Source organism: Victivallis sp., from assembly GCF_048170485.1.
Lineage (GTDB): Bacteria > Verrucomicrobiota > Lentisphaeria > Victivallales > Victivallaceae > Victivallis.
Genome location: NZ_DBEXAY010000051.1, coordinates 1 through 12,540 on the forward strand (window position 1 = coordinate 1; position 12,540 = coordinate 12,540).

The 12,540-nt window shown below is 60.5% G+C and carries 9 protein-coding genes; 5 read left to right on the forward strand and 4 right to left on the reverse strand.

What is annotated here, in order from left to right:
• Positions 1 to 107: 107 nt before the first annotated feature.
• Positions 108 to 3,635, reverse strand: coding sequence for a pyruvate:ferredoxin (flavodoxin) oxidoreductase (nifJ, locus tag ACMLHG_RS02760; RefSeq protein WP_294435803.1), 3,528 nt, complete (start codon positions 3,633 to 3,635; stop codon positions 108 to 110).
• Between the two features lie 261 nt (positions 3,636 to 3,896).
• Between nifJ and ACMLHG_RS02765 the strand changes: the two genes are divergently transcribed.
• The 4 genes from ACMLHG_RS02765 to ACMLHG_RS02780 all read left to right on the forward strand — a co-directional run bounded on the left by ACMLHG_RS02765 (position 3,897) and on the right by ACMLHG_RS02780 (position 7,936).
• Positions 3,897 to 5,099: a Gfo/Idh/MocA family protein gene (locus ACMLHG_RS02765; RefSeq protein ID WP_417169468.1), complete on the forward strand. Its 1,203-nt coding sequence runs from the start codon at positions 3,897 to 3,899 to the stop codon at positions 5,097 to 5,099.
• Positions 5,099 to 6,022: an NAD-dependent epimerase/dehydratase family protein gene (locus ACMLHG_RS02770; RefSeq protein WP_417169469.1), complete on the forward strand. Its 924-nt coding sequence runs from the start codon at positions 5,099 to 5,101 to the stop codon at positions 6,020 to 6,022. The genes ACMLHG_RS02765 and ACMLHG_RS02770 overlap by 1 nt, the downstream gene beginning before the upstream one ends.
• 162 nt (positions 6,023 to 6,184) lie before the next feature.
• Complete coding sequence (locus tag ACMLHG_RS02775; protein ID WP_417169470.1) at positions 6,185 to 6,571, forward strand: hypothetical protein; 387 nt, start codon at positions 6,185 to 6,187, stop codon at positions 6,569 to 6,571.
• Positions 6,572 to 6,709: 138 nt separating this feature from the next.
• Entirely contained in the window at positions 6,710 to 7,936 is a 1,227-nt protein-coding gene (locus ACMLHG_RS02780; protein WP_417169471.1) for a carbon-nitrogen hydrolase family protein, read from the forward strand.
• Positions 7,937 to 7,945: 9 nt separating this feature from the next.
• On the opposite strand, the gene ACMLHG_RS02785 is transcribed toward ACMLHG_RS02780, so the two are convergent.
• The 3 genes from ACMLHG_RS02785 to ACMLHG_RS02795 form a co-directional block, all read right to left on the reverse strand.
• On the reverse strand, positions 7,946 to 8,659 hold the full coding sequence (locus tag ACMLHG_RS02785) for a glycerophosphodiester phosphodiesterase (protein WP_295806820.1): 714 nt from the start codon (positions 8,657 to 8,659) through the stop codon (positions 7,946 to 7,948).
• A gap of 41 nt (positions 8,660 to 8,700) precedes the next feature.
• Positions 8,701 to 9,033 (reverse strand): hypothetical protein, encoded by a 333-nt coding sequence (locus ACMLHG_RS02790; RefSeq protein ID WP_417169472.1) that lies wholly within the window; start codon positions 9,031 to 9,033, stop codon positions 8,701 to 8,703.
• Positions 9,034 to 9,121: 88 nt separating this feature from the next.
• Positions 9,122 to 12,193, reverse strand: a complete 3,072-nt coding sequence (locus ACMLHG_RS02795; RefSeq protein ID WP_417169473.1) for a glycosyl hydrolase — start codon at positions 12,191 to 12,193, stop codon at positions 9,122 to 9,124.
• A gap of 108 nt (positions 12,194 to 12,301) precedes the next feature.
• Between ACMLHG_RS02795 and ACMLHG_RS02800 the strand changes: the two genes are divergently transcribed.
• On the forward strand, positions 12,302 to 12,540 hold a 239-nt coding region (locus ACMLHG_RS02800), incomplete at its 3' end, for an AraC family ligand binding domain-containing protein (RefSeq protein WP_417169474.1).

A 12,540-nucleotide genomic window follows, 5' to 3' on the forward strand; every position in this document is an offset into this window, starting at 1 on the left:
GTCAACTGGACCGCCTGCCCCTCCCCCCGGCAAGCGCAAACTACTTCCAAGAAAAAACCCCCGCCCCGGAAATCCGGAGCGGGGGTTGAAGTATCGCGAAAGGCGAATTACTTCATCACCTCGCCGAGGTTCTTGTAGAAGTCCATCCGGCGCTTCGCATCGGCTTCCGCACGCGCGAAGAGGTCTTCCGCATCCGCCGGGGCGGTCTTGTAGAGCGCCTTGTAGCGGTTTTCACTGCGGATGAAGTCCTGGAAGCTGGAGATCGCTTCCTTGGTCTCCCAGGTGAACGGCTTTTCGTTCGCCGGGTTGTAGCGATAGAGCGGCCAGTAACCGGCTTCCACCGCGCGCTTCGCCTCGGTCTGACTCTTGGTCATGTTGATGCCGTGCGCAATGCAGGGCGCATAGGCCAGGATGATCGACGGTCCCTTGTGCGCTTCGGCTTCGCGGATGGCGGTCAGCGCCTGCTGACGGTTGGCTCCCATCGCAATCGACGCGACGTAGACGTTGCCGTAGCTCATGCACATGAAACCGAGGTTCTTCTTGGTCAGCCGCTTGCCGCTGTTGGCGAAGAGTGCGACCGCACCGATCGGGGTGGACTTGGAAGCCTGACCGCCGGTGTTGGAGTACACTTCGGTGTCGAGCACCAGAATGTTGACATTGCGGTTCTGCGCCACGACGTGGTCGAGGCCGCCGAAGCCGATGTCATAGGCCCAGCCGTCACCGCCGAGGATCCAGACCGACTTGTCAACGAAGTAATCCTTCAGCTCGAGCATCTTCTGATAGATCGCCTTCTGCTCGCCTTCAGATTTCTCGATGGCGGTCGGCAGAAGTTCGCCGATCTTCTTCTGATTTTCGATCGCTTCGTCGGAAGTGCTCTCCCAGTTCGCAACCGCGTAATCCAGCAGCCCCTTCATGGTGTCGCAGCAGACGCCCAGCTCCTGGATGCGCTTGATGTTGCTCATCAGCTGTTCCCGGTTCTTGTCAACCGCGATCCGCATACCGAAGCCGTATTCCGCGTTGTCCTCGAAGAGGGAGTTCGCCCACGCCGGGCCGCGGCCCTGCTTGTCCTTGCAGTAGGGCAGGCTCGGGAAGGATCCGCCGTAGATCGAGGAGCAGCCGGTCGCGTTCGCCACGATCATGCGGTTGCCGAACAGCTGGCTGACCAGTTTGACGTAGGGAGTTTCACCGCAGCCGGCGCAGGCGCCGCTGAACTCGAAGTACGGACGCAGGAACTGCGAGCCCTTGACCGTCGCCGGATTGGTTCCGCCGAGCACGTTGTCAGGCAGCGAGAGGAAGAATTCGACATTGGCATCCTGCCCCGCGGCACGCTCGTCCGGCGTGTGGGTCATGCTGATCGCCTTCTCCTTGGCCGGGCAGGTCTCGACGCAGACGCCGCAACCGGTGCAGTCCTCGATGAAGACCTGCAGACGGAACTTCAGCCCCGGCTCCTTGACCGCCTTCGCATCGACCACCTGGAAGGTCGCCGGTGCGCCGGCCAGATCCGCTTCGCGAATCAGCTTGGCGCGGATCGCGGCGTGCGGGCACGCCATCACGCACTGGTTGCACTGGATGCACTTCGAGGGATCCCACTTCGGCACGCTCGGAGCGATGCCGCGCTTTTCATACTGCGAGGTGGCAGTCGGCATCGAGCCGTCGTAGCTCATCGCCGAAACCGGAATGTTGTCGCCCTGCTGATGGAGAATCGGCTTCATCAGCGTGTTGGCGAAGGTTCCCATTTCCGGAGTGATGGTTTCAACCGCTTCGAAAGCGGCAACGCCGTCGAGCGACGCCGGAACCTTGACCTCCTGGAGCATCGCCAGCGCGCGGTCGACGCACATCTGGTTCTGCTTGACGACCTCGTCGCCCTTCTTCTTGAACTTCTTCTCGATTCCAGCCTTGATGTAGTTGATCGCGTCATCGGCCGGAATGATGTTGGCCAGCTTGAAGAAGCAGGTCTGCATGATGGTCGAAACATACTTCGCACTGCCGATTTCGAGCGCGAGCTTCAGAGCGTCGATCGTGTAGACCTTGACATGCTTCTTGAGGATCGTCTCCTGCATGTCGCGGGTGAAGCTCTCGAACACCTTGTCGGCGGGGAGTTCGCTGTTGATCAGGAAGGTGCCGCCGTCGACGATGCCGGCGAGCATGTCATACCGGCCGATGTAGGCCGAGTTGTGGCAGGCGACGAAATTCGGCGCGGTGATGGTGTACTCGCTGGTGATCGGCTTGTCGCCGAAACGCAGGTGCGACACCGTAATGCCGCCGGACTTCTTCGAGTCGTAGACGAAGTAGGCCTGGACATACTTGTCGGTGTGGTCGCCGATGATCTTGACCGAGTTCTTGTTGGAGCCGACGGTACCGTCGCCGCCGAGCCCCCAGAACATGCAGGCGGTGGTGCCGGCCGGTTCGGTGACGATCACTTCATCGATCGGCAGCGAGAGATGGGTCACGTCGTCGTTGATACCGACGGTGAAGTTGCTGGTGCACTTGCCGGCGAGGTGCTTGTAGATCGCAAGAACCATCGACGGAGTGAACTCCTTGCTGGCGAGTCCGTAACGGCCGCCGATGACGGTGACGTCCTTGCGGTCGGCCAGCGCAGCCTTGACATCGAGGAAGAGCGGCTCGCCGAGCGAACCGGGCTCCTTGCAGCGGTCGAGCACCGCGATCTTCTTCGCGGTCGCCGGAATCGCCTTGACGAAGACGTCGGCGGCGAACGGGCGATAGAGGCGGACCTTCAGCAGACCGAGCTTTTCGCCCTTCGCATTCAAATAGCCGATCGCCTCTTCGATGGTTTCGCAGCCGGAACCCATCGCAACGATGACGCGGTCGGCATCCGGCGCTCCGACATAGTCGAAGAGGTGGAGCTGACGACCGGTGAGCGCGGCGACCTTGTCCATGTACTTCTGGACGATCCCCGGCAGAGCGTCGTAGGTGGCGTTGGTGGTTTCACGGCCCTGGAAGTAGACATCCGGGTTCTGCGCGGCCATCTTGGCGTAGGGCGCTTCCGGACGCAGGGCGCGGTTGCGGAACCGCTCGACATACTTCATATCGAGCAGCGACTTCATGTCGGCATAATCGAGCAGCTCAACCTTCTGGAATTCGTGCGAAGTACGGAATCCGTCGAAGAAGGCGAGGAAGGGGATTTCGCTTTCGAGCGTGGCCAGATGGGCGACCAGCGCGAGGTCGTGGGTCTCCTGGATGCTCGCGGCGGAGGTCATCGCGAAGCCGGTGGCGCGGCAGCTCATCACGTCGGAGTGGTCGCCGAAGATCGACAGCGACTGGGCGGCGAGCGCACGGGCCGAAACATGGAAGACGGTCGGGAGCATTTCACCGGCGATCTTGTACATGTTCGGAATCATCAGCAGCAGCCCCTGGCTGGCGGTGTAGGTGGTGGTCAGCGCACCGGCGCTGAGAGAGCCGTGCACTGCACCGGCGGCACCGGCCTCGGACTGCATTTCGACGACCTGAAGCGTTTCGCCGAACATGTTCTTCTGGCCCTGGCTCGCCCAGGTGTCAGCGTACTCTCCCATCGTCGAAGACGGGGTGATCGGGTAGATCGCCGCGACTTCACTGAAGGCGTACGCTACGTAAGACGCAGCGTAATTGCCGTCGATGGTCTGCATTTTCTTTGCCATGATTCCTCCATTGGTTAATAAAGTAAAGGTCGATCCCTTATTATAAGGTATAGATACAAATCATGCCTTCACAAATAATGTTACTGAATTTACACCACATTCGTGATTTTTTCAACTCTTTGAACGAGTTTTCACCCAATTTTCACATTTTCCCGGCTGATTGCCGAAAAATCCATAAAATTCGGAATTTTTTCCATTCCCGAGTTGTTGAATCCCGCTATATTAAGCACTGAACCATATCTCAAACAGGAGGGTTTCACCATGGATATGTTGCGAATCGGAGTCATCGGAGCATCCGGCAGAGGGAACATCGCGGATTATGCCCATCTGCCGAAGGAGGGTTTCACCGTAGTCGCCGGAGCGGATATCTATCCGGAGGGGCGTGAGCGCTTTCTCAAGCGGCAGAAGGAAAAGCTCAACAACACTCCGAACGTCTATTCCGACTACCGGGAGATGATCGAAAAGGAGCATCTCGACGGCGTCATCATCACCACTCCCGATTTTCTGCATGAGGAACACGCGGTGTTCGCCCTGGAGCATGACATTCCGGTCTACCTGGAGAAACCGATGGCGATCTCCATCGAAGGATGCGACCGCATTCTGGAGACCGCCTATCGCCACCGCACCAAGCTGGTCATCGGCCACAACATGCGCTACATGGCCTTCACCCGCAAGATGAAAGAGATCATCGACGCCGGGACGATCGGTGAAGTCAAGACCGTCTGGTGCCGCCACTTCATCAGCTACGGCGGCGACGCCTATTTCCGCGACTGGCACGCAGCACGACGCTACTCCAACAGCCTGCTGCTCCAGAAGGGGGCGCACGACATCGACATCATCCACTGGCTGGCGGGCGGCTACACCAACCTGACCGTCGGTTTCGGCAACCTCTCGGTCTACGACAAACTTCCGCGCCGCGCTGCTTCGGAAGCCCGCATCAAGGAGGGAATCTCCTCGGTCTGGACCAACTACCATTGGCCGCCGATGGAGCAGAAGGACATGTATCCGGAAATCGAGGTGGAAGATCTCAACATGATCAACATGCGCCTCGACAACGGCGTGCTCGCCTCCTACCAGCAGTGCCACTACACGCCGGACGGCACGCGGAACTACACCGTCATCGGCACGAAAGGACGGCTGGAAAACTACGGCGACTACACCAGCAGCATTCAGGTGTGGACCCGCCGCAAGGACACCTTCCGGCTGGAGGGTGACATCACCTACCGGATTGAACCTTTCGACGGGCCGCACGGCGGCGCTGATCCGCTGATCGTGCGCAGCTTCCTCGATGCCATCCGGGGGAAATACGATGTCTGGTCTTCGCCGCAGGCGGCGCGCAACAGCGTCGCGGCAGGATGCTGCGGCGCTGAATCGATCCGTTCCGGCGGAATGCCGGTCGCAGTGCCGCCGCTGCCGGAACATTTGAAAAACTTTGACTTTGCACGTGCAGAAGAGGTGAAATAATGCGTGTTCTCATCACCGGCGGTGCCGGATTCATCGGCTCCCATATTGCGGAGTATTTTCAGGGGAAAGCTGACGTGCGGGTGTTCGACAGCCTGCGCAGCGGTTTCCGGAGGAATCTTGACGGACTGGAAGTGGAATTCATCGAGGGTGACATCCGCGACCGGGAGGCGGTCGCGGCGGCGATGCAAGGGGTAGATTACGTCTTCCACCTCGCCGCGATGATCAGCGTGCCGGAGTCGATGAGCCGGATTACCGAATGCATCGACATCAACGACACCGGCATGATCGTCGTGCTGGAAGAGGCGGCGAAAGCGGGCGTGAAGAAGCTCTGCTTCTCCACCTCCGCGGCGATCTACGGCGACAATCCGGTTGTTCCCAAAGTGGAAACGATGTTCCCCGAACCCAAGAGCCCCTACGCGATCACCAAGCTTGACGGCGAATATTACTGCCGGATGTTCACCGAAACCGGCCGCCTCCAGACCGCCTGTCTGCGGTATTTCAACGTCTTCGGCCCCCGGCAGGACCCGAAGAGCGCCTACGCGGCGGCGGTTCCGATCTTTCTGGCGAAGGCGCTGGCCAACGAACCGCTCACCATCTTCGGCGACGGCGAGCAGACCCGCGACTTCATCTACGTCAAGGATATCGTGGCGGCGAACGTCTTCATGGCGACCCACGATTTCACCGGCGTCTACAACGTGGCTTACGGCGGCAAGATCACCATCAACGATCTGGCGAAGGAGATCATCCGCCTCACCGGTTCCCATTCGGAAATTCTTTACCGGCCTGAACGTGCCGGCGACGTGAAGCATTCGATGGCGGCACCGGACAAACTCATGGCAACCGGCTTCAAGCCCGCCTTCAACTTCACGGCGGGCATGGCGGAAACCGTCGCCTGGTACCGCGCCAACGCCAACCGCGGATAATTCACACGTTCCCCGCTCCGGCCGGCTTCTCCGCGCCGGAGTTTTTTTACGACAAATTATTTAAATTTTCCATATATTAAGGATAATAAAATTATTTTTCAATTCGTTATTCTTTCGAAGCGATCCGGATGGACGGATCAACAACAGAGAAAGGAAACGATCATGAAGAACACGATTCAAATTCTGTCGATTCTCGGAGCCACAGCACTCTTCACTCTGCCGGTATCGGCAGGAGGCCCGCCACATCACAATGAGGGAGTCGGACTGGCGACGGACATTGTCCGGCTGGTCAAGACGATCCTCGCCCCGCCGCCGGCGGTGGTGGTGACGCCGCCGGTAGTGACCGCCCCTGCCTCGGTGGTGGTGACGCCGCCGGTAGTGACCGCCCCGGCTCCCGTGGTGGTGACGCCGCCGGTGGTGACCGCCCCGGCTCCCGTGGTGGTGACGCCGCCGGTCTGGACAGCTCCGCCGCCGCGGCATTTTCGTGCCCCGGGCCCGCCGGCTCCTCCGCATGGCCCCCATCGGGGCGGACATGGCGGACGACGCTGAAATCCGTCTCCTGCCGCAACCCGGAGCCTGGAATCAGGAATCCGGGTTTTTTGTATCTTTTCCGGGAAACTGTGCTGGTCATCCTTCGAAAGCGAAACTACATTATACGCAAAATATTTCAGCTGACAGGAGGCCGCCATGCGCAAACCGGAGTATTGTTCCACCTTTCTTCCGCCGGATGTCCACCCGGCACCGGAGTTGTACCGGTCGGGGGATGCATTTGTCATCAGCCGGAACAGCTCCTCAGCCGTGATGGCGGCACACATTGCCGGATTCTCACTCGATGAAAGTCCGGCGTTCCGCTTTCAGGCCGAAGCGGAGGTCGATTCCGCGGCGCCGCCGGAGAGTGTCGGTGTGGTGGCGGACTGGTTCACTGCCGACGGGAAACTCATCGCCCGGGACTATCTCGAACGGGAAATTTCCGGGAAGAAGCGCCGTTTTCACCGTGTTCTTCCGCGTCCGGCGGAAGCGGTCCGGGCGGAACTGCGGATGTTCAGCCGCTGGATGAATCAGCCGGTCCGTTTTTTCCACCCGGCGATGGAGGGGTGTGTCATTCCGCCGCGCACGCTGCGGCTGATTACGACGAAAATCGACCCGCCGCGCCCCTCCACCGAAGAAGCGAATCTCCAACTCGCGGAACAGCTGTTCGACCGTCTGGCGGCGGCGGGAGAGCATCCCGATCTCATTCTTCTACCGGAAAATCTCAATACGCGCAGCACGCCCGGCCTCCCGTGCCGGAAAGCGCAGACGATCCCCGGAGCGTGGAGCGAATTTCTGGCGCCCCAGGCGAAACGTTTCCACTCCTACGTCGTCACCACCCTCGCCGAACGGGAGGGGGACAACCTTTACAACACGGCAATCATTCTCGGCCGGAACGGAGAGCTGGTCGGCAAATACCGCAAAGTTCATCTGACGCTCAGCGAAGCGGAAGCGGGCTTCCTGCCGGGGAATGAGTTCCCGGTGTTTCCGCTGGACTGCGTCCGGGTCGGAATCGCGACCTGCTGGGACAACTGGTTCAGCGAAAGCGTTCGCCACCTCGCGCTCAACGGCGCGGAACTGGTGCTCTTTCCGCTGGCCGGAGACGGCGACGGAACCCACTGGCGGCACATCTGGCCGGCGCGGGCGATGGACAACGGAATCATTCTCGCCGCCTCGATCTCCCAGGGGGAGGCAAAGGAGCCGACCCCGGCGCAGATCCTTCTGCCGGACGGCTCCGTTGCGGCGGAAACGAGGGAAAATCCGGGCTACGCCGCGGCGACGCTCGATCTCAACCGGCGCTGCCTCACCTACTGGCTCTCGGTCGGCCCCGCCTTCGGCGAAGGAGCAAGCCTCTACCGCCTCGAACGACGCGCCTCCCTCTATTGACGAAAGATGTCAGCGGTCTCGGCATTCACGCCACAGGCGGCGGAGCGCCACCGCGTGATTGCAGGTCATGGCGTCGACGCCGAGTGCGGCCATCGCAAGACCGAGTTCATCCGAAGCGACGCCCCACGCAACCACCCGGAACTTCTCCGCGTGCAATGCCGCGACAAACGCCGCATCCGCCTCCGTGGTCGCCTTGAAGCTGATGCCGGTGCAGTGCAGTTTGCGCAGATGCTCCATCACCTGTTCCGCCGAAGGAAACACGCCGAAGCGCTCCTTCAGGTCGATCAGCAGCAGCCGCGGCAGGTCGGGAAAGAGCTCCGCCGCACTTTGGATGGTACTTTCCTCAAACGAGCTCAGTGCCAGAGAGCGGCGGTCGCCGCCCCACTGCTCCAGCACCGTTTTCAGCGGCCGGGCAAGCGGCTGAACTCCCTTTAATTCGATCTGCATATGTTTGCCGGGGCGGAGCACGGCAAGCGCCTCCGAAAGCCGCGGTACCGGGTAGAATTTCCGCAATTCCGCAAGCGATGCCTCTGCGACGGCAAGTTTCGCCCCGGCCACCCGTTCGAGGGTTTCATCGTGGACACAGACAACTTCCCCGTCGGCGGAAAGGCGGATATCCAGTTCAATGCCGTCCGAATCGCGTTCCATGGCGAGCGAAAAGGCGTTCAAGGTGTTTTCCGGGGCGTCATCCGACTCCCCGCGATGCGAAAGGAACAGTGTCATGATACAAACTCCCTGTCTCAGTTTAAATTTTACGTAATCCATTACGATACATGCCCTCTACCCCGAATGCAAACTTTAAATCCATACCGGGGAAAGAAGTAGTCGTCCATATTCTTGCAAAACGTCGAAAAGGCGTGAAAGGTGAGCGGATTGGCGGCCTTGTGCACCTTGCCTCTGGCGTACTTGCCCTGCAGATGGGGCAGTCCGCGCTGGCAGGAATTGACCGGATCGGCCGGATTCGGCCCCATCAGCAGCGACGTCCAGCGCGGTTTATCCGGATAGATGACAGCGATCAGCAGCAGCGTGGCCATCAGAATTGCGATGATCACAATCTCGATGAGGAGTTCAATAAGAGTAAAATACTGCTGTATCATATTGTTCCTCTCCTTCGCCGGAAAAATTCATCGCTTCGATCGACATACATCAACTTGTTATATACTAAGATCTTTCTTGCATTTATCATCAAAGGAAACGTTCATCCTTGCGCACCCCACAGCCATCCCGTTCCCACAGCAGTACCGGCGGAGTGAACAGCCCGTACGGTGTCAGATTCCGATATTCCGGATGGGCGTACTCCCGGAACTCGTTCGCGCCGAAACGCAACGGATGCGGTTCAGACAGGAAGAACGGGCCGAGCGCATTGCGCCGGGAGCCGATCACCTCGATCTCCAACGTGTTTCTGCCGCAGACCGGCCGGCCAAGCTCCAGCTCCCACGGTTCCCAGCCGAGAATGCCCGCCTCCCTGCCGTTGAACCGGATCCGCAACGCGGTCGAGCCGTGCTCCCCCAGCCGCAAACGCAGGCGGCCCGGCTCCATCCGGTTCCAGTCGAATGTGGTTCGATACACCATATTGCCGGCATAGTTCGGGAACCCCAGCCGACACCAATCCCCCGGGGGAAGCGTGTGGCGAAGAGGCTGAAGCAAACCATTCTCCACGCAGAATTCACCAAGCAGATAGAGCGCCTCCAGTCCGGCACTGTCGGAACGGTACTCCTGCGAGAGACACAATCGGTTTTCGCCGCAGTGCAGAAGTTTTGCCGGCACCGGCAGGCGGCGAATCGCGTCGTCGATCCAGAAACCGGCTTCCGGACGATTCTCCAGCGATACGCCGTTGAGCGTAATCCGCCACTCCTCCGGCCGTTCGAGCGCAAGATACAGCTCGCCTTCCGGCAGAGCGGCGACGTTGAACCGGTACTCCAGTTCGAGCGGCGCATGTACGACAGCTTCCTGCCTCCTCGCCCACGGCTGAACCATCCGACCGCCCCGGACCGGGACCTGGAGCGCCCTGCGAACTGCGTCGTCAATCCGCAGGATGAAATCCGGCTCGTGCCGGCTCCCCTCCCCCAGGGTCCACGCGGCCCGGTCGAGCACCAGCACATTCGGTTCATCACGGGAAATCGCCCACTCCCGGGGGGCCAATTCCATCTGGAAATCCGTCCGGAACGGCTCCGGATTTTCCGCTCCGGGGATCTCCTGAAACGAGAAGTGGAATATTCTGCTCTGCAATGCCTTAAAAGATGTCGACCAGCAGTATCCATCCGAAGATTTTTCCATCGGATGACGCAGAATTTTTCCGCTCTCCGGCACCAGTTCATACAGGAAACCGCTCCGGGAGGTGAAGAGTTCCACTGCGACAAACGGCACTTCGCGCCGCCGCTCCACACAGCGGATGCGGTGTTCGTCGGGGACCTCCGATGCAAATCCGGGATTGCAGAGGAAGAGATCCAGCCCCTCCTCCGACTCCCGCAGCTGGTGGAGCAGCCCCGGAACAGGCTCCCCCTCTTTCGTCGTGAAACGCACCCGCCGGACCAGCGGCTCCACCGCTTCGACACCGCGCGGCAGGTCGCGCCAGAACTCCAGAGCCGCCGGATGCGGAACGCCATCCACCCGGCGGGGAGCTTCTCCGGCGGCGCAGACAACTCCGCCGTTTTCGCGGAAGCGGCGCAACAGCGCCAGCGTGGAACTGCGGATCGTCTCCATCTCCGGCAGCAGCACCGCACGATAGACGCCGGAACCGAGCTTCAGCCGCGGCCCCGGCTCCACCTGTCCGAACTGCGCCAGATGCTCCTCATCGCCGTAATCGAAGTCGAGCGCGCGATCGAAGAGGAGGTTGCGCAGATGCGCCAGTTTCCGGTCGAACTCCTGCGCGGCAATTAGATCGCGGTTCAGCAGAATCCATGCCGATTCCACCGGGTGGATCACCAGCAGATCGCGCACTTCGCGACCGTGGCTGAGCACCACGCCGAGCCGGGCGAAATAGTCTTCCAGAAACTTCAGCACGTTGCAGAAGCTGGAATGCGGCGAGAAAGAGGCCGGATAATCGCGCTTCGCCTCCCCCTCCATCGTATAGAACGACAGATGCAGACAGCGACGGTTGACGCCGAGCGCGTACTGCCAGTCGCCCATCGCCTTGTATCCGGCAAAACTCATATCCCAGCCGGTACAGCCGTAGACCTCGCTGATCCGCACCGGCCGGTCGAACTGGCGCGCCGCGCTCGAGAGCTGTTTGCAGGCGTCGTAGAGCTGGCCATATTCGGTCAGCTGATCGATGCCGGGAATCTGCATCCAGGGATAGTGGCGCATCGAAGCGCCGACACAGCGGGTCTGCGAGGAAGGCGTATCCTCCCAGAGCAGGTGGCCGGTGAGCGCGATGCGGTTTGTTTCACACCAGGTGCCGAGCTGTCTGGTAAAGGAATTTACAAACAGCTCCGTCAACAACTGCCAGTAGTGATAGCGGGCCGGCGACTGCGCTCTCTCCGGACAGTCGTAGAAGAGTTCGGGCAGATGCCCGGCAAGATCGTACCCGAAACGTTCCCGGAAAAGTTCCGGGAGGCGCGGGGTCCATGGCGCGTCCGCCGCCCCCGGCCAGGGCAGCGGCACCAGATTGGCGTAGCGCCAGTAGTGCGGCTCATCGGTGAAGATCGCCGGAACCGCACCGCCGAACTCCTCGCCGAGTTCCCGTTTGTACCGCTCGTAGGTCACTTCGATGAACCGCTTCACCGCATCGGGGTTGAGCACGTCCAGATAGGTGTATCCGTTGAACCAGGCGTTGCGCGGCTCCTCTTCGGCGAAGATTTCGAAGCGGGTCTCGCCGGGCCCCGGTTCACCGTGGTGAAGATTGCGGGCGACCGCGCCGTCGAGGCGGGCACTCCAGAATCCGAAACTCACCGGATGCGCCGGCCCGGAGTGGGCGTGCAGATAGAGGATCCACGCCCGGCAGGCCGGGTCGCATGTCACCAGCCCCCCTGCCGCACCGGATGCCCAGCGATCCTCGTCGTAAAGGCAGGGAATCAATCCGTTTTTTTGGGCTTCATCGACGGAGGCACGGATGCAGTCGAACCACTCCCGGCCGAGATAGGGCGTCGCCAGTCCGACCCGGGAGTGCATGAAGAAGCCGCCCAGCCCCATCGCCTTGAATTCCCGGATCTGGCGACGCAGTTTTTCCGGCTCCAGTCTGCCGTTCCAGCTCCAGAACGGCATTCCCCGGTACTCCGCACCGGGGGCGGAAAACAGTTCGATCATCGTCTCGGACACTTTCGCCTCCTTTTTTGAATAATATAGCGAAAAGGCCCAAAAAATCCTTGACTTTTCTTTCAGAAGATAGTACAATTCTTTCAAAGCATTTTTAAAAGGGAGCGATCGATGGCCGCGTTGCAGAACATTCAGTCCCTGCGGGGAGATGCTCTCTGGAAGGGGGGATTTCCGCTGCGGGTGGTACGCTACGATCACCGCCGGAACCGCCGGATGCACCAGCACGATTTTTTCGAACTCGTGCTGGTGACCTCGGGGCACGCCCGGCATGTGACGCCGAACGGCAGCTGCGACCTTTCCGAAGGCGACGTTTTTCTGATCCGGCCCGGCACGGCGCACGCGTATGAGGC